This window comes from Streptococcus mitis SK564 (genome assembly GCF_000148525.1).
GTDB classification, from domain to species: domain Bacteria; phylum Bacillota; class Bacilli; order Lactobacillales; family Streptococcaceae; genus Streptococcus; species Streptococcus mitis_H.
This window is the reverse complement of sequence record NZ_AEDU01000032.1, coordinates 1-18,978: the sequence shown is the minus strand read 5'-3', so window position 1 is coordinate 18,978 and position 18,978 is coordinate 1. Positions and strand designations below refer to the sequence as shown.

The 18,978-nt window shown below is 33.1% G+C and carries 15 protein-coding genes and 1 pseudogene; all 16 read right to left on the bottom strand.

Going from position 1 to position 18,978, the window contains the following annotated elements; all coding sequences use genetic code 11:
- Window positions 1–27 precede the first annotated feature (27 nt).
- Window positions 28–186, bottom strand: a pseudogene (locus tag SMSK564_RS13910) (glycosyltransferase family 2 protein); the annotation flags it as partial.
- A gap of 109 nt (window positions 187–295) precedes the next feature.
- Window positions 296–1,522 carry a glycosyltransferase gene (locus SMSK564_RS11980; RefSeq protein WP_000888629.1) on the bottom strand — a complete coding sequence of 409 codons (1,227 nt, stop codon included), beginning with the start codon at window positions 1,520–1,522 and terminating at the stop codon, window positions 296–298.
- Between the two features lie 12 nt (window positions 1,523–1,534).
- Complete coding sequence (locus SMSK564_RS11975) at window positions 1,535–2,413, bottom strand: glycosyltransferase family 2 protein (protein WP_000391824.1); 879 nt, start codon at window positions 2,411–2,413, stop codon at window positions 1,535–1,537.
- 20 nt (window positions 2,414–2,433) lie between these two features.
- The gene (locus SMSK564_RS11970; RefSeq protein WP_001044148.1) at window positions 2,434–4,878 is read right to left on the bottom strand and encodes an SP_1767 family glycosyltransferase; all 2,445 of its coding nucleotides are present in this window, start codon (window positions 4,876–4,878) and stop codon (window positions 2,434–2,436) included.
- A gap of 9 nt (window positions 4,879–4,887) precedes the next feature.
- A complete protein-coding gene (locus SMSK564_RS11965) occupies window positions 4,888–5,898 on the bottom strand; it encodes a sugar transferase (protein ID WP_000766265.1) in 1,011 nt (336 codons plus the stop codon).
- A gap of 177 nt (window positions 5,899–6,075) precedes the next feature.
- Window positions 6,076–6,948 carry a DapH/DapD/GlmU-related protein gene (locus SMSK564_RS11960; RefSeq protein WP_001009498.1) on the bottom strand — a complete coding sequence of 291 codons (873 nt, stop codon included), beginning with the start codon at window positions 6,946–6,948 and terminating at the stop codon, window positions 6,076–6,078.
- Between the two features lie 731 nt (window positions 6,949–7,679).
- Window positions 7,680–8,576, bottom strand: coding sequence for a glycosyltransferase family 2 protein (locus SMSK564_RS11955; protein ID WP_000191224.1), 897 nt, complete (start codon window positions 8,574–8,576; stop codon window positions 7,680–7,682).
- A complete protein-coding gene (locus tag SMSK564_RS11950; protein WP_000526151.1) occupies window positions 8,573–9,460 on the bottom strand; it encodes a glycosyltransferase family 2 protein in 888 nt (295 codons plus the stop codon). The genes SMSK564_RS11955 and SMSK564_RS11950 overlap by 4 nt, the downstream gene beginning before the upstream one ends.
- Window positions 9,461–9,489: 29 nt before the next feature.
- The gene (locus SMSK564_RS11945) at window positions 9,490–10,368 is read right to left on the bottom strand and encodes an acyltransferase (protein ID WP_000747431.1); all 879 of its coding nucleotides are present in this window, start codon (window positions 10,366–10,368) and stop codon (window positions 9,490–9,492) included.
- Window positions 10,368–12,452 (bottom strand): glycosyltransferase, encoded by a 2,085-nt coding sequence (locus SMSK564_RS11940; RefSeq protein ID WP_000426740.1) that lies wholly within the window; start codon window positions 12,450–12,452, stop codon window positions 10,368–10,370. Before SMSK564_RS11940 ends, SMSK564_RS11945 begins: the two co-directional genes overlap by 1 nt.
- A 26-nt stretch (window positions 12,453–12,478) precedes the next feature.
- Entirely contained in the window at window positions 12,479–13,357 is an 879-nt protein-coding gene (locus SMSK564_RS11935) for an acyltransferase (RefSeq protein ID WP_000659782.1), read from the bottom strand.
- Entirely contained in the window at window positions 13,354–15,438 is a 2,085-nt protein-coding gene (locus SMSK564_RS11930) for a glycosyltransferase (RefSeq protein WP_001003169.1), read from the bottom strand. The genes SMSK564_RS11935 and SMSK564_RS11930 overlap by 4 nt, the downstream gene beginning before the upstream one ends.
- A gap of 690 nt (window positions 15,439–16,128) precedes the next feature.
- Window positions 16,129–17,013, bottom strand: a complete 885-nt coding sequence (locus SMSK564_RS11925; protein ID WP_025170938.1) for a glycosyltransferase family 2 protein — start codon at window positions 17,011–17,013, stop codon at window positions 16,129–16,131.
- 116 nt (window positions 17,014–17,129) lie between these two features.
- Window positions 17,130–17,480 carry a CatB-related O-acetyltransferase gene (locus SMSK564_RS13870; protein WP_000128880.1) on the bottom strand — a complete coding sequence of 117 codons (351 nt, stop codon included), beginning with the start codon at window positions 17,478–17,480 and terminating at the stop codon, window positions 17,130–17,132.
- Between the two features lie 273 nt (window positions 17,481–17,753).
- Window positions 17,754–18,008: a hypothetical protein gene (locus tag SMSK564_RS13045; RefSeq protein WP_000948461.1), complete on the bottom strand. Its 255-nt coding sequence runs from the start codon at window positions 18,006–18,008 to the stop codon at window positions 17,754–17,756.
- Window positions 18,009–18,512: 504 nt separating this feature from the next.
- Window positions 18,513–18,978: LPXTG cell wall anchor domain-containing protein (locus SMSK564_RS13835; RefSeq protein ID WP_000630055.1), on the bottom strand; the 466-nt coding region annotated here is incomplete at its 5' end.

Here is an 18,978-nt window from a genome sequence, read left to right as displayed (position 1 = left end):
CCTCTCTTAGTTATAAAAAGAGGAATATCATACTTTAGTTCTTTTTCCTGCTTCAAAAAATAGCTTTAATCTGAAACAAATGTCTTTATATTCCTCAATATCTATTAATTGATAGTATTCTAAAATTTGCTTATAATCCTTTAAAAGATTGATAAATCTAACACGCATAACTGAAATATCTAATCCAATCCAGCTAAAATGAGTAACAAAACATCATAAATAGTACTTTCTTATCCAATTTAAAAAGTCGTTATCATAAACTTTCAAGGTATGTAACTAATTATTCTATCATGGATTATTTATCTTGAATATAGCTTCTAATTGCATTAACTAATTCTTCAGGAGTAATATTAGAATAAAGACCATCATAGTCACTATCCGAAAGTTCTTGATATCGACTACTTTCAAAACTAAGCATAGGTTTATTATATTTCTTCACTAAATCATAAATATATTCTAGTTTATGGTCTAAATTTAAATCTAAATAAATATCTGAATTTCTTAAGAGTCTCTCTACAAGAATAGGAAAAGAATTCGGATAGAGAGTAACATTTTGAAATTTAGATAGTCTATTCAATTCATTTGCCATAACAGTATGAGCAGCTATATAAAAATGTACTTCTGGTAATTGTTCAACTAGATAATCAATTTTTTCTACACACCAAGAATTAGTTAAATTCATACAAGTTAATTTTGGTTTATAAATATCTGCAGAATAAAATACCCCCTTTTCTTTCCAGCTAGATACTATATAACTCCATTCCATAAAAGAGTATTTCCACCACTCTTCTCTCAGACGTCCAACAGAAAACTGCTTCCAGGGTTTATCAGGAGAAATATAGTGCAAAATTTTTGGAAGAGGTGTTAATGGAATTTCAAAAATAAAAGCATGATTCTTTTCAGCTGCACCAGCATCAAAACCTATTTGGAAATTATAGGTATCCTCTAGCTGGTAACAACTATTTTGAAAAAGAATATTGAGAATAGACTGATCTCCTTCTCCCACATTTTCATGTTCTTTCTCAGTTAATTCAACTAACTGCTGACGAATATTATCTAATTTCCATTTTTTGTTGTTAATCAACAAAACTCCAGCATTGAAGCCAACTCCAGCTCCAAAGCAAGAACGAGCTGCAGCTAGATAGTTCTCACCTAAGTCTACTTCAAATAAGGATGTCAAATCACCCGTCACCACTAAATCACTATCAAGATAGAGAACTTTATCTTCTGTTACAAAATCTGGAATAAAATAGCGTGCAAATGTCATATGATTGATATGGGGAAGTTTATTTGACCAGTTCATTTGAAACTGTTGCCCTATTAATTTGCAATCAATCAAATCTCCTCCCATTTCTTGTAAGTAGACTCTCAATCTACTAAACCATTCCTGAGGAATATCTTGATTTAAGATATATACCTTTAAGTGACTATTATGTCGGCAAAGTGATTTCATTGCTGTTTCAATTTGTCGAATATATGCGTAATCACCTGCAAAAACTACAGCTTTTTTATCTTCTAACATCTACTCTCCATTCTATCTCATTCGTTTAATCAAGTGAATCATTTCTAAGTATCTTCTGTAAATTTCAGAATACTCTAAACCACTCTCTCTCGCTTGAGCACATCTACCCTCTAAATGAGATAATAGAGAATATCTATATGAATCTGAATACAAACCACTCATACTCACAATACAAATTCGTTCAACTAAAGCATCAAAAACATCCTCTAGTAAATTTTCTGTAACACTTTGTATAATAGACCCTTCTCTAACACGGTAGAAATATAAACCTTTATTAATATAAATTACTTTTGATGACTCTAAGAATAACTTAATATTCGTTCTAGTATCCTCTATTAACTTTCCTTTTGGAAAATGAACATGTTCAAATAAGTTTTTCCTGAATAATTTTCCCCAACTGGTATAGTAAGATAACTCTGCATTTTCTAAATTTGGTAATTCTCTTATCAATTCCTCAGAAGTAAAAACTCTTTCATAGTAATTATCTTCAAATATATGAAAATAATACATTGCTTCTGCCACATTATACTTTACATAGCTTGCTATTGAAATATCAGCGTTCTCTCTAGTTAGCGCTTCATATAAATCAAAAAGATAAGTATCACTAACCCAATCATCAGAATCGACAAATGTAATGTACGCTCCTTTGGAATGTTCAAGACCAAAGTTGCGAGCATCTGAAAGTCCTCCATTCTCTTTTTCAAGATAATGAAAACGACTATCACGAACAGCGTACTCCTTACAAATGGTCCCTGAATTATCTGTAGAACCATCATTCACCATTAGCACTTCAAAAAGTTTATAAGTCTGTTTAGATAGACTATCTAAACACATATCAATAAAGTCTTCTACATTGTAAACAGGCACAATAACAGTAATTAATTCTTCCACTTATACTCCGTTCATATTTTCTATCTAGACAAATCAGCAACAATTTGACTATTATATACTTCATCCTCAATGAATTCAATATCCTGATCAAAATTGTATTCTGCTGTATGTTTGTGCGCAAACTTAACCTTTGTCTTGGCTCTCATCTTCATCCACTCATATTCTGAATCTATATGGCCAATATCTAATATCTGATGCCCCTTTTGACTCAAATGATAAGCTAAAACTTTTGCTGTAGGGCCTAACATACATAAAATCAAGCGACCAGCCGCATGTTGTTCAATTTCGTGTTCAATTTCAGAAACTTTAGAAAAAGCACTGTGAGAAGAACAAACAATCCGTTTAATAGAATTGGCCTTATCAAATAAATCATTCCCTACACCTGAACGAGAAGTCGCACCTTCAACTATCAGTAAATCACGGTTTTCCCAGATACTTTTCAATTTTTCAAATTGAGTTTTAGCTTGACTCTTGTCTTCAAAATCGATATAAGGGCGAGATACAAAGGTTGAGCCATACCATGAATTACTACATAGTTCTCTGTAAAAATCCATATAATGATCCATGTGATCTTTCCAAAATGGAATTGCCCAAGATGTAAACCTGAAACGATCTGTAAAGGCATCAGGAAGGCACACAACTAATTCTTCTCTACTTTCCTGTCCGATGATATCTCTCATAATCGAGACCAAATCTTCATCATAATCCTGATATGGAATCGAATGCCCTGCAAGCATATTAATTTCTCCATCCCCAAAACGAACCAAAGAAGACTTGTTCTCAATAATATAATCTAAGGTTTCATCTATCCCTTTTACTTGAATCGGATCCAGCTGTTTCCCTAGAATTTCATTATTTATTAATTTCTGTAAATCAGCCAACATTCTTTCAGGATGTTCACTTGAATACAATCTTTGACCATTATTCCCATTTTGAGATTTATAAAAAGCTAGTATCGGTTTAGATAGACGAGTCATTTCTTCAACAATATCAGCCGTTGAACTCACCAAATTGATATCTAAGTAAGCATCCATATTTTCTTTCAATTCTTCTAACTTATCTCTTGAAATTGCTGGATAAAGTTGAATATTGGGATAACGATTAGATAAATCATATAATTTTGGCCCCATACTTGTCCAAGCTGCAACTTGAAAAACAACATTGGGTAGCTGTTCAGCCAAGTAATCCAGTTGTTCAATATTCTGAGAAGCAGTAAATGTTAAGCAAGTTAAACTTGGAACTTGTCGAAAACAGGTAAGATGACCATTTTTCTTAAGATCTTTAATTGCATCAATCATAAATGAAACTTTCCCATTTTCAAAAACGATTTGTCCCAAATTTCCATGATGAGTCGATTGAAAAGTTAATAGCCTTTTATCCTGTTCCTTCAAAGATTTTAAAAAGTTCTCATCTGCACTACCATAATTGATATCCAAATATAGATTTGTTGACTTTTTCAACTTATCTAAGACTGGAGGAACAATCTGTGGATGCAATCTCACATTATCATATACAGCTAATTTTGTTAATTCATCACCCATATCTGTCCAAGCAGCGATATGAAATACCACATCTGGTAAAGCTGTGACTAGCTCTTCTATTCCTTCTAAATTTTGGGAGTTTGTCAAAGTTAAACAAGAAAATTCCTTATCTAAAGACGATGATAGTTCAAAATCTCCTAAATGATGTTGTAAGACTTTAGTCCATTCCAAATCATGAAATTCCCACCATAAATCACGGTAGCGGTTAGCTATCAAAGTAGTCCAAGGCTTTCTATAGGAAACAAAATGTATGATGCTAGGGGATACTAATTCATTAAAATAATTTTCCCATTTATTATAAAAAGCAGTTACATCATGACCTACTTGAAGGTTGTATCCTCTGTCTAGCTCTAACCATCTATTAGAGCAAACTTGATTCAGAATCGTTTGATCACCGTTAAAATTTTCAAATTTCCCTTCATCCACTTCTTTTAATGTAACTATTGATTGTTCAATTAGTCGCTCTTTTAATTTCTCCTGACGCCATTTTTTGTTATTGATCAGCATCACTCCTGCATTAAATGTGACACCATCCGTATCCCAAGCAGCTGCTAATAAATATTCATAAAAGTCAATCTCAAATAATGGTTCCAAAGATTGATTTACAATTAAATCACTGTCCAAATATAAAACTTTATCCTCAGAAATATAATCTGGTATAAAGTATCTGGCATAAGTCATTGGACTTATATACTCCCGAGTTTCCCAACCTTGAAATACAGCTTGCTCTGGCAACTTTACATCAATAATATCACTACCTAACATACGAGCAATTTTTCGTGGTTTTCGAAACCAATCTGGCATAATATCTTGATTTAAAATATAAATCTTAACGTCTCTATTGTGGTATAGAATAGATTTTATGGTTGTTTCTAACTGCGTGGTGTAATTGCGATCACCAGCTAATACAATTGTTTTATTCATCTCATTCCCTTAATCAATTCCCAAGTGATAGATTGCATCTACCAATAACTTTTTAGTGAAATAACCCTCTTTTAGCAAATAACTAAAGGTCTTTATACGATTCGTCATTTCTTGATATTCTTGTAGATTCATTTTCTCAACTATCTCATGAACCTCTTCTAAGCTATCTGCCACAAAGCCCAAGCCCTGATCTACTATAAATTTAGAAGTTGATAGGCTACTTGGTACAATGACTGGTATCCCAGCTGTCAGATAGGTACTAACCTTATGAGATATATTCAGGGTGTAATATTGGTTGCTTTCTCCATCATTTTGATGCGTTCCCCAGACAAGACCAAATCCACCTTTTGATAATTCTAGCAATAGTTCCTCGTCTTTTTTCCATCCTTCAATACTAAGATTTCTAGCACTAGAACCGATCTCCCCTTTATTTGAAAATACTCTTAAAGGCGTATCTTGAGACCAATTTTGTAAGTCTGGAAAACGCTCTAAACTTCCAGCAAAAAAGAGTTCTTTTTTAAACTCTGGGGTATATAAGGATAAATCATGAGGATGATCCCACATACCTTGAACGAGGATTTTCTTAGTTGTCAAGCCTTCTTCCATCAAGCGTTCTTTCATCCTCTCTGATGGGACGATTAAAACATCTGATAGATTATACATATACATATATTCCTTCATAAGATAATAGTTACTATCAAACATGAGAGGAACAACATCATGGATAAAGCAAATAATTTTCACCTGCATATCCTTCAACTTATCAAACAAGACTCGATCAAACTCAAAGCCATTCCAAGTAGGAGACTGAAAGACTAAGATATCACCAATAGAAATACTGGCCATAATCCCATCCAGACGCTTATTCATTTCAGAAGGGCTATCTGAAGCAATGTTGTAAAAATAAATACCAACCTCTCTAAACCCCAGTTGACTTGCTATTTTTTGTACAGCATTTTGGGCTAGAATAACAGTACTATCACCAGCCATACCGTATAAATTCGTTAAATGTAGTTTCATAAATACTTCCCTTTTAGATTCCCTTTTTTTAGAAAACAACATACCAACCACTCCACTATATAAACAGATTGTATTATTGTTTGATTTCGTTTCAGATTCTAACCTATTTCAAAGCTCCGTGTCTATATAGTATTTTAACCATAAATAGACAATTTTTTATGCCCAATTTACTCAACATTAGGAAGTCTTCTTATCTAAAAATTCTCGAATAGCTGCCGCCATCGTTTCTGGTTCATTTGCTAAAAAAACCTTACTTGTCCCAGTTGAATCATGATTGGTATTTTCAAAAGCATAAACAGGCTTATTTTGTTCTATTGCTCTATGAACAATGCCATCCACCTCTCCCCAATGGTTGATATCTAAATAAATATCTGATTTCTTCAACAAATCCTCAATAATATCACCATGATGAACATTTGTGTATATATTCACGTTTTCATAACGATTGAAACTTTCAAGATAATCCGAAATATTTGTTTTAGCTGCTATATGGAAAGCTACCTCTGGCAGATTCTGAACAAGATAGTCTAGGTTTTCTAAAGTATCTGAAGCTGTTAAAGTAAAAACATGAAATTGGTGTTGGTTCCTAGGAATGATTTTTAAATCCTCCTGAGAAGTAACGATAGAATTAGCTGGTATATCTTTATAAATTAGGGCATTTGCTCCAATAATGACATTATCTCCAATCGTAACCCCTTTTAAAATGACAACATTAGTTCCAATCCAACAATTTTTTCCTATCGTTATTTTGTCAGCAGTAAATTGAATTTTTTCGATATGGTAATTTGAGTATTTATGATTATGGTCAAAAATCCTTACCCCATCTCCAAACATGGTATCCTTACCAATTTCAATTTCTTTACCACAACGAATCGTACAATGATCATTAAAGAAAACTCTATTTCCTAGTGTTAATTTAGCATTATTAGCTACTTCTAAACTTACAAATGAACGAAATGTAACATCTGTTCCTAATTCAATAGTACTAGTAGGAGAAATCTCTATATGATGAAAATCTCCTAATAATTTTACAGAATCTTTAAAATTCATGTTTTTTTACCACCTATATTATTTCCTAAACTTAGCTTACCTGATAAATCCATTATCCTCTATCATAAAATTCAATAATTTCACAAATTAGAGTTGGGAGATTATCAACTCCTAAGACGATTACTTTTTAATTTTAATCTTCTATGAATTCCAAATGAGTCCTTGATATATTTTCAAAAAATTTAAATTTTCTAAGTCTCTATTATATTCTGTTTCTAATCTTTTCCAAATAGATATATTCAGCGATACAATATGATATAGCCATCCTATTTGTATATCAATATCCTCCATCATTTATTTCTCCGCTCGTATTTCTCCAACAGTCTATTCAAAATGTACTCTGTAATTATATAGGAATTCATGAGTATATAAACAACTTTTTGTACATAAGTACACTTTAAAATAAAACTTCAATCACAGAATCTGTACTACATAGAACTATCTTTTAAATATAGCACTTCTAAATAATTTAAATCTAAGACAAACAATCATCTGAATCAGCAAAGGTACTCAACTTCCAAACATTCAATACTTAAATTACGTACTAATTTTATTTTTCAAAATATTGTAAGCAAGAAACTTTAAAAACATACTTTCTACAAATATCAACAGAATTTTCTAGAGAAACACCATTTATTAACAAACATTCAAAATTTTGATAAGTTTACTTCATAATGTTTTTCAATCATTTTCTCAAACACTTCCCCATATTACAGATAGAAACTATAATACTAATTAACTCTTAAAGCACTCTCACTACCTATATCTATCAAAAATAAAATTTCCTTTAACCAACGTACAGTCTCTGTATCTTCTAAATCGTATTTTATCTGTTCCTCTATCCTATATTTTAAGTGAGTGATAAAATTTTCTACATAACTCTGCTTTTCCACTCCTCTGACTCCAAGAAAAGTAAGAAAGTTAAGACGTTGTTGAATATCACTACGAATCGCTTCCGAATCATAAATTCTTAAATTACCCGTACGATATATATACGTATCCCTATTTACATAAACAACTTTATTCGAAAACAAATAAACTTTATACCAAAATTCCATATCTTCCGATAAAGTAGTTACCTCATTAAATTTAAAATCACCCAACAAACTTCTATCCACTAATTTACAAGTAGAATATCCATATGAATAATCATACCTCTCTAATAGTGGAAGTTCTGATATAAATTCTTCCTGATTAAAAACTCGTTTTTCGTATCCTCTTTGATAAGAATGGACATAATAACAATTATCAGCCACATTAAATTGTTTATAAGTAGAGACAGCTAAATCTGCTTTTTCATCTACCAAAGCTCTATACAGAACCTCCAAATAATCTGATTCCACCCAATCATCCGGATCTATAAAAGTAATGTACGCCCCCCCCGAACGTTCAATACCTAGATTTCGAGCCGAAGAAACTCCACCATTTTCCTTTTCAAAATATTTGAAACGAGAATCCTTATCAACATATTCTCTACAAATATCAGCAGAGTTATCTGGTGAACCATCGTTGATTAATAAACACTCAAATTGTTCATAACTCTGACTTAGAATACTATTTAAACATGGTCGTAAATATTTTTCAACATTGTAGATAGGGACTACAATACTAATTAACTCTTGTGTCAATTACTTAAATCTCCTCCTAACAAAAACAAACTTTCTTTTAGCCATTGAACCGTTTCGTGAGTTTCTCCCACTTCTTCTAATAATTTCATCTTAGAAACATTCATGAAGCGCATATATTCAGATAGATGATTCGTTATATCCATTCCTCTAGCAGCAAGCATCGCCAGAAAAATGAGACGTTGTTCAACATTACTTCGAATATTTTCTGCTTCATAATACTTTGAATGATCATTACTAGTTCGGTAGATATAAGTATCTTTATTTTCATAAACAATTTTCTTAGATATTAAAAATACTTTGCTCCAAAACTCCATATCTTCACCATAACCAGTAGAGAGATTGAAACGAATATATTCTAGTATATTTCTAGTAATCAATTTGCAACTAACAAAATTATAGGTACTATCATATCCGCGCAACAAAGGTAGAGAATCAATTAATTCTACATTTGTAAAAACTTTTCTATCATATCCTCTCTGAAAAGAATGAACGTAGACGCAATTATCATCCACATTAAATTGTTTATAAGTAGAGACAGCTATATCTGCTTTTTCATCTACTAAAGCTCTGTACAGCACTTCTAAATAATCTGATTCCACCCAATCATCCGGATCTATAAAAGTAATGTACGCCCCCCCCGAACGTTCAATACCTAGATTTCGAGCTGAAGAGACTCCACCATTTTCCTTTTCAAAATATTTGAAACGAGAATCCTTATCAACATATTCTCTACAAATATCAGCAGAGTTATCTGGTGAGCCATCATTGACTAATAAACACTCAAATTGTTCATAACTCTGATTCATAATACTATCTAAACATTGTCGTAAATATTTTTCAACATTGTAAATTGGAATTATAATACTGATTAATTCATTCCCCATATACTGACCACCTAGACTTTATTTTCTATTTATTCTCTTCTCTTTACACAAAGATTACCATCATTATAAACCACACTATTTGCCGGAACATCATTGCGTATGAGACAACCGGCTCCGATAATGGTATTGTCCCCAATAGTCACTCCTTTTAAAATCGTGACATTACTTCCTATCCAACAGTCTCTTCCAACTCTAATCGGAGCCGTAGTCCACTGCCACTTTTCGATTTTTTCGGCAGTATAAACATGGTCGTGATCATAAAAACGAACCCCTTCCCCCATCATGGTTCCTTTTCCAATTTCAATTCTTTCCATACAGTTGAAACTACAAGAGTTATTGATGAAGATACCATCATGCAGTATTAACTTCCCAGAAGGAAGACGAAAATTTTCAAAATTTCTACAGACAACGTTAGAACCTACCACGAAGCTAGCCTTATCCTCTATTTGAAACACATTCCAAGTCCCATCTTGGATGATTTTTTCTTGATGATTGACTCCCACGCTGACTTCATTCAGATACTCTCTCACTCTAGAAACCAATTTATCCAGGTTACTTGATAGAAAAACCTCTTGTCCTTGATTTCCATGGACTGTATTATCAAATGCAAAGACAGGTTTCCCAGCCTGTACAAACCTTGATACAATAGCATCCACTTCTTGAAAATGATTGATATCTAATAAAAAGTCACACGTATCGACTAGAAAGTTTAGCTGTTCTTCATTTGTAACTGTTAGGAGCCGGACATTGTATTTAGTTTCTAAACTACGGATTTTCTCGGAAAACTGGACAGGAGCCGCAATATGAAAACAGATGTCCGGCAAGTTGTCTAGGAGATAATCTAACTGCTCAATCTGATCACTGACAGTCAAAATCAAGGCATCGCCTAGTATAGTTCTTTTCTTCATTAGCTTATTTCTCTTAATTTCTCAATCATTTCTTGAACTTGTTCTACTTTGTAGGTTATTTGTCCAACCTCACGATATTTTGTATTTTCAAAAGCTAAAATCAACTTCCCTCTTTCTGAAAATTGATCTAACATTTCCTCTGTTTTTTCACCATGATTAATATCTAAAAGTACCTGACTAGTCTCAATCAATTCTTGATCTAGTTCTACTAAATAATTAATTCCAGCATAAACAGTTACATTTGGATAGACCAACAATTGTTTCAAACGATCACTGACCATAACTCTAGCAGCAATCTTAAATTGAATATTGGGCAAGGATTGAATCAATGTATCAATTTGTTCAATCTGATCTGAAGACGTATAAATTAAACAAGTAAGCCGCTCTCTGATAGGATAGATATGTGATTTTTGTAATGGGTGTAAATGATGATTTTTTTCTAACTCTGTCCATTCAAGGCTATGATAATACCACCAAACATCACGATAGGTCTGCGCGGCTAAATCAAACCACGGTTTTCTATGTGAGAGATAGTGGATAATACCAGGATAATCTTGACCTGCTGGTAACTCATAGTCTGTGAATTGCTTATGAATCACAACATGGTTATTATCAAATTCCATCTCTATCCATCTATTTTCAAAGAGCATATTTAAAATACTCTGATCTGCTTGATCCACCTTATCATGCCACTCATTTGTCAAATCTATCAAGCGTTGGGACATATTTTCTTGTTTCCACAAACGATTGTTGATTAGTAAAACACCCGCATTGAACATTTCCCTACCGTAGTATACTCTTCCTCCATAATCTCGAACAGCTGCTAATGGATTATCTTGCAAATCTGTTTCAAACAAATTATCCAAATTTTTAGTTACCACTAAATCGCAGTCCAAATAAAGAGCTTTATCTTCTTTCACGAAGTCAGCTACAAAATAACGCAAAAAAACAGTGTAACTAATATCAGTTTTATATCGCAAAATTTGCTCAGATGTAACCCTGCAATTAATAATTTCTGAATCAAACTTTTCTAATCGTTTATTTAATTGTTTCAACCATTCATTAGGAAAATCACTATTAATCAGATAGAAACGAATGGAACGATTGTGATAGCAAATAGACTTGATAGTCGTTAAAACTTGGTCCACATAGCCATAGTTTGCTGCTAGTACAATGGCTTTCTTTTCCCTTTGTTCCTGTCTTGATAACTGATTTAAAAGAGTTCTTTTCATTTCAAACTCTTTATACGTTGCTGTATCGGATAAACCACTAGCTTGACCGTTCGCGAGACTGACTTCCAACATCTGACGATAAACTGCCAAGTGCTTCTCAAGAGGATAACCCATATTAGCTAGTAGAGTAATACGCTCAGACATAGCATCAACTAAAGCATGCATCCACTTTTCTGTCCAAATTCTGGAACTACTTCCTTCTCTTTGGCGATAAGCATATAAGCCTTTATTCAAATAAATTGTCTTCTCAGCAAGTAAGTAAATCTTTTGATTGAGATAACCATCTTCTCCTAACTTACCTACCTCAAAACGTAAGTCTTCAAATAGGCCTGCCTTATAAAGTTTTCCAGCAACACAAATCAAAGCAAAATTTTTCATTTGTTTTGATTCATATAAATTTTCAAAAATAGAGACATTATCATATACCTTCTCATGATAGGAATCCCCGAATATATGGAAATAGAATACCCCCTCCTGTTCATCATAAGAGTAATAATTTCCAACTGCTATATCTGCACAATACTCAAGTAATTTCTTATATAAAACTTCTATATAATTCGGTTCTACCCAATCGTCTGAATCAACAAAGGTCACATAAGATCCTGTCATTCGATCCAAGCCCATATTCCGTGCTTCCGATTGACCACCATTTTCTTTTTCAATATAAATAATCCGATTATCTTTTTGTGCATACTCTTGACAAATCACGCCCGAATTATCTGTAGAGCCATCATTGATAACGATAATTTCAAGATTTTTATAAGTTTGATTAATTAAACTATCCAAACATTGTCGCAAATAATTCTCAACATTGTAGATTGGAACTATAATACTAATTAATTCATTTTCCATATAATCATTCCCTAGAATATCTATTTTTAGCTACGTTCTTTTACAAGTACATTCCCATCATTATAAACCATACTGTTTGATGGAATATCATTGTGTATGAGACAACCTGTTCCGATAATGGTATTATCCCCAATAGTCACTCCTTTTAAAATCGTGACATTACTTCCTATCCAGCACTCTCTTCCAATTCTTATTGGCGCTGTGGTCCACTGCCATTTTTCAATTTTTTCAGCGGTATAAACATGGTCGTGATCATAAAAACGAACACCTTCCCCCATCATAGTTCCGTTTCCGACTTCAATTCTTTCCATACAGTTAAAACTACAAGAATTATTGATGAAGACACCATCATTCAATACCAACTTGCCAGAAGAAACATTAAAATTTTCAAAATTTCTACAAATAACATTGCTTCCGACAATTAAATCTGCTTTATTATTAATTTGAAATACATTCCAAGTCCCATCTTGGATGATTTTCTCTTGATGATTGATGCCTACTCTGACTTCATTCAGATACTCTCTCACTCTCGAAACCAGTTTATCTGGATTACTTGACGAAAAGACTTCTTGACCTTGATTGCCATGGACTGTATTGTCAAAAGCGAAGACAGGTTTCCTAGTCTGAACAAACTTGGAAACAATAGAATCAACTTCTTGAAAATGATTAATATCTAGTAGGAAATCACACATATTCACTAGAAAATCAATTTGCTGTTCAGTTGTAACTGTCCTGAGACGAACATTATATTTAGTTTCTAAACTACGGATTTTATCCGAAAACTGTACAGGAGCGGCAATATGAAAACAGATGTTTGACAAGTTTTCTAGGAGATAATCCAACTGTTCAATCTGATCACTAACCGTCAAAATCAGAGCATCTTCTAATAGATGTTTTTCCTTCATTTGCTTATTTCTCTTAATTTTTCAATCATTGCTTGAACTTGGTCAACAGCATATACTTCCTGACCCGCTTCGTAGGATTTGGTGTTTTCAAAGGTTAAAATGGGCTTCCCAAGTCTTGCAAATTGATTTAAAATCTCTTCTGTTTTTTCACCATAATTAATATCTAAAAGTACTTGGCTCGTTTCTACCAACTCATAATCAACATCTACCAAATAGTGAATCCCGTTAAAAATGGTCACATTTGGATAAACTGTCAACTGTGCTAATTTATCACTGACTATGACTCTAGCTGCTATCTTAAACTGAATGGCTGGTAAGGATTGAATCAATGTTTCAATTTGCTCAATATGGTCTGAAGCTGTATAAATGAGACAAGTGAACGGTTCCTTTATAGGATAACGGTGAGATTTTTGTAATGGGTGTAAATGATAATTTTTTCCTAACTCTGTCCATTCAAGGCCATGGTAGTACCACCAAACATCACGATAGGTTTGAGCCGCCAAGTCCTTCCACGGTTTCCTATGAGAAAGATAATGAATAATACCAGGATAATCCTGACCTGCAGGTAATTGATAATCAGTGAACTGTTTATGAATGACAATATGATTATAATCAAAGTCCAATTCTAACCATTTATTTTCAAAGAGCATATTTAAAATACTTTGATCAGCCTGATCGACCTTATCATGCCATTCATTGGTTAGGTCAATTAGCTTTTGCGTCATATTCTCTTGTTTCCAAAAAACATTATGAATCAAGAGAACACCTGCATTAAACATTTCTCGACCGAAATAGGCTCTGCCCCCGAAATCTCGAACAGCAGCCAGAGGATAATCTTGTAAGTCTGTAGCAAACAAATCATCCAGATTTTTCGTTACAACTAAATCACAGTCCAAGTAGAGGACCTTGTCTTCTTGCACGAAATCAGCTATGAAATAGCGTAAAAAAACTGTGTAACTAATATCCGTTTTATAACGCGAAATTTGTTCAGAAGTCACCCGACAATTGATAATTTCTGAATCAAACTTCTCCAAGCGCTTATTTAATTGTTTCATCCACTCATTAGGAAAATCACTATTAATCAAATAAAAACGGATTGAGCGATTATGATAGCAAATAGACTTTATAGTCGTCATGACCTGATCTACATAAGCATAATTTGCTGCTAACACAATAGCCTTCTTTTCCTTTTGCTCCTGTATTGACAACTGATTTAAAAGAGTTCTTTTCATTTCAAACTCTTTATAAGACTGTGTATCTGAAAGTCCATGAATTTGGCCATTATAAAGTACCCAATCCAACATTTGACGATAATGTGCCAAGTGTTGTTCTAAAGGATAACCTAGACTAGCTAATAAGGTAATGCGTTCAGACATAGCATACACTAAGGCTTGCATCCACTTTTCTGTCCAATGTTTGGACAGACTATTTTTTCTAACTCGATATGAATAAATTCCTCTATTTATATAAATAATCTTCTCAGATAATAAATAAATCTTTTGATTGAGGTAACCATCCTCTCCTAATTTACCTATATCAAAGCGTAACCACTCGAACAATCTTGCTCTATAGAGTTTGCCCCAAGCAGATATCAAAGCAAAACTCTTCATTTCTTGAGATTCATACAAGTTCTCAAAGATAGAAACATTGTCATACACTTTCTCATAATAGGAGTCTCCCAATATATGGAAGTAGAACATTCCTTCGCTTTCGTTGAAAGAATAGTAATTCCCAACGGCAATATCTGCATGATACTCAATTAATTTATTATATAGAACTTCTACATAATCCGACTCAACCCAATCATCTGAATCAATAAAAGTTACATAGGAACCAGTCATTTTGTCCAGACCTACATTTCTCGCATCTGATAAACCACCATTTTCTTTTTCAATGTAAATAATTCGATTATCTTTGCGTGCATACTCTTGACAAATTATTCCTGAATTATCTGTAGAGCCATCGTTGACAACAATAATTTCAAGATTTTTATATGTTTGTTTTATGATACTATCTAAACATTTATTCAGGTAATGTTCAACATTATAAACTGGCACAATTACCGTAATTTTTTCATTCATGAGCTCGTTCTCCTTTCCTACTATTATAACATTTTTTTGCTATTTTTTAAGCTATTAAGGAAGTTCCAAATTAAAAAAATATATTTATTTCATTGATAGAATCGCTCATACCGCACTAAATTATAATTACTCTCTGGATTCAATAATCATGCAAAACACAAGTTAAATAACTTAAAATATTTAGCGTTATAATCTTACTGCAGTTACACAATAACATTTTCGAATGATCAACCCTAAAGATAAATTTTTAATTCGTCTCAGACATCTAAAAAATGACTCGTCTATCTGCATATCAAGTATCTTTTAGGAATCTATTAATGTAAATAATACTCAATGAAAATCAAAGAGCAAACTAGAAATCTAGCCGCAGGTTGCTCAAAGTACAGCTTTGAGGTTGTAGATAGAGAGACTGGGCAAAAAGTCTTTTAAATTAGAAAATTTGCTTTATTTTCTCCTCAAATTGAGTTTTTTCCAGTATCAACCCTACGCACAGTGAGGCGACGCTGACGTGATTTAAATTTCATTTTCGAAAAGTATAACCTTATTATTTTAGAATAGCTATCTGATAAACGCAAAAAGCAACACACATCAATAATTAGATAACATTCTAATTTTTGAGTATAGGTCACTTTTTCTATCTAAAAACATCCACCAAAAATAGAGAAAAATCAATTTATAAAATGTGTCTTCCTAACCTTCAAAATATTTAGCTACAATTGCTTTTTTGACCAAAATTTGTTGATAAGATTCCACATCTCCATGTTTAAGAGTTTCTTCTTCATGAATAGATAATCGCCATTTATAAGCTTGAATTTCCCTATCCAATAACTCCTGAGGAGCTCCAATTAATTGGAGAATAGTCATACGTTCTTCAATACTCTTTAAGGGATATACATCTGCAAGATTGACTGTCCTTGTAACACTTGTAGAACGTTTTCTATGGATATAAATAGCCTTATTCATAAAAGCAATTTTATCTGCCTGAAGATAAACTTTATAAGTTGTGTAATCATCCTCTACACTTTTATCCGTTGGATATACAATATCTTTAAACAACTCCGTCTTGTATAACTTCGCCCACGGAACTGTAAAGCATTGACTGAGATTATACTTACTGTCATATTGATGGCAAAACCATTCAAATGGCGTATAAGTCTTCTCAAAATAACCATCTGCTCCTACATGAATCAAAAAACTAGATTGATCATCCAAAAATTGAGTAAAGTTTCCGATTGCAATATCTGCATCTGTTTTTTTCAATAAATCATAAAGATTTTGAATATGATCCAACTCCAACCAGTCATCATTATCTACAAAAACGATATAATCCCCAGTTACAACTTCCAAGGCACGATTGCGGCTAGAAGAAACTCCACCGTTTCTTTTATGATAGACTTTGACACGTGTATCTTGATTTTGATAACGTTGACAGATTGCGGCTGAACCATCTGTTGAGCCATCATTAATCAAAATAATTTCAAGATTTTGATAGGTTTGTTGAACGATACTATCCAAGCATTTTTCAAGATATAGTTCTGACATATAAACAGGAACAATAACACTTATTTTTTCCATCATTTTAATCATATACTCCTTTTCTGGTGCAATATATAAAAAACAAAGTCGATTTCAGTACAGTACGCATTTTTTAATATATGCCCTAAATCAATTCTAATATTTCTGATAACGGTTTAGTCACATTTAACTTCCCCAGCATTTTGTAAGTATTCTTTTATAAATCCTGATATATCCTTACTCATGATTTTATCCAATCGTTCAGAAATAATGTCTTCTGGCCAATTCCACCACGCAATTTCTAACATTTGTTCACGGAAAGTAGGCTCTGCGATACGATAACGAATCACTTTGGCTGGATTGCCTCCTACAACAGCATATGGTTCTACATCCTTGGTCACCAGAGCCCCTGCTGCTATGACTGCACCATCTCCAATAGTTACCCCAGCCATGATTTGAGCATTGTTTCCAATCCAAACATCATTACCAACTCGAGTTGGACTTTTCAAAATATGATCATCAGTCATCTGCAATGACTCATCCGTATAAAATACCTCTAAACTCTTGAATGGATAGGTTGTAATCAACTCTAAATCATGATTTGCAGTTATAAATTGAACATTATGCCCAATAGAACAATAATCACCAATTATAACCTGACCTCCATGATCATAGTCAATTAATTGTGGAATGCCATACGTATGTTTCCCTACTATTAAGGCTCCGTAATCAATCAAATAACGACAAGTATATTTTGTCAGGTAATCAAATAAGTCTGGACGCGAATCATATATTCGTATTTATAAGGGAATCGTTTCCTGATGTAATCCTTCCCAGTAGGAATGACCTACTTCTTCATAGCAACACTCAAAAACTGCTGTTAGTTGCTCTGACTTAGAATATAATTTAAGTTTGTGATCTTCTAATTTCCAAAACCGCTCATTATCATGACCTGCTCCACCAATATCTCTAATCTGACCATCAGGTAAGAATTGAAAATAACGTTGGTGTTGCTTATTTTTATGTGAAAATAAACAGAATTTTCCAGATAGCAATTAAAACTTCCCCCTCCAACTAAATTGACTATATCTATCAGTTCACCTACAATTTGAATAAGTAGTCATCTAACGAAAACTTTATACAAATTTAGTGTTATTTACCCTTCGTATAGAGAGACTATATAGTGTTCTCTTGTTATATACATCTTACCACAAATACTCTTATAATAAAAGTAACTTACATAAAAATATCAAGGCTATCCCAGAATTGAAAATTAATAAATTTACATACAATTAACGAATTGGAAAGATAATCATATACGATTCAAAGTCATGCCGATAGAGTTTTATTCCTTCAAGGATATTAATCAACAAGTAAAATGAGGTCTTAAAGTCTTGTTTACCATAGGTTACAATCGTACAGGAAAAATACGAATACAACTATCGATCATTAGTGGACATTTACGACGAAATAATGCAAAAAATCCCCTGGATGAGTTTTCATCCAAGGGATTTTTCATAAATCGAGATAATAATACTTTCTATGTATTTTTAATCCGATTATTCTTCGTCATCACGTTTACGGCGTTTCGCAAACAGACCTAGACCAGTCACGGCTGCCAAAGCTCCAAGGAGTACAGATGATTTGGAAGCTTCTGTACCTGTATTTGGCAATTGCTGTCTTGACTTACCTGCTGATTCTGATGGTGTTTCAGAAGATAATGTGTTTGCTGATGCCGATACGCTGGCTGAAGCTGACGCACTTGTTGATGCTGGTTCAGAGGCGCTTGTTGACGCTGACGCACTTGTTGATGCTGATGTGCCTGGTTTAACGATGTCATTTCCTGCATTTGGTTTCGTTACATCTTTTTCTGTCTTAGTCAAGTCTACGCCTGGGATAACTGCTGTCTTACCTGATGGTGTTGTGACTGTTGCGTTACCCTTGTTATCTACTACTACTGTAGAGCCTGGGTTGACTGCTTTGACCTTGTCCTCAATCACTTTCTTCTCTTCTGGAGTTAAAGCG

Excerpts from the sequence above, each read along its gene's own strand:
- SMSK564_RS11960 (WP_001009498.1), bottom strand. The coding sequence starts at position 6,948 with ATGAATTTTAAAGATTCTGTAAAATTATTAGGAGATTTTCATCATATA.
- SMSK564_RS11930 (WP_001003169.1), bottom strand. The coding sequence starts at position 15,438 with ATGAATGAAAAAATTACGGTAATTGTGCCAGTTTATAATGTTGAACAT.
- SMSK564_RS13870 (WP_000128880.1), bottom strand. The coding sequence starts at position 17,480 with ATGACTGATGATCATATTTTGAAAAGTCCAACTCGAGTTGGTAATGAT.
- SMSK564_RS11965 (WP_000766265.1), bottom strand. The coding sequence starts at position 5,898 with ATGAAACTACATTTAACGAATTTATACGGTATGGCTGGTGATAGTACT.
- SMSK564_RS11935 (WP_000659782.1), bottom strand. The coding sequence starts at position 13,357 with ATGAAGGAAAAACATCTATTAGAAGATGCTCTGATTTTGACGGTTAGT.
- SMSK564_RS11980 (WP_000888629.1), bottom strand. The coding sequence starts at position 1,522 with ATGTTAGAAGATAAAAAAGCTGTAGTTTTTGCAGGTGATTACGCATAT.
- SMSK564_RS11940 (WP_000426740.1), bottom strand. The coding sequence starts at position 12,452 with ATGGAAAATGAATTAATTAGTATTATAGTTCCAATCTACAATGTTGAG.
- SMSK564_RS11925 (WP_025170938.1), bottom strand. The coding sequence starts at position 17,013 with ATGGAAAAAATAAGTGTTATTGTTCCTGTTTATATGTCAGAACTATAT.
- SMSK564_RS11950 (WP_000526151.1), bottom strand. The coding sequence starts at position 9,460 with ATGGGGAATGAATTAATCAGTATTATAATTCCAATTTACAATGTTGAA.
- SMSK564_RS11970 (WP_001044148.1), bottom strand. The coding sequence starts at position 4,878 with ATGAATAAAACAATTGTATTAGCTGGTGATCGCAATTACACCACGCAG.
- SMSK564_RS11945 (WP_000747431.1), bottom strand. The coding sequence starts at position 10,368 with ATGAAGAAAAGAACTATACTAGGCGATGCCTTGATTTTGACTGTCAGT.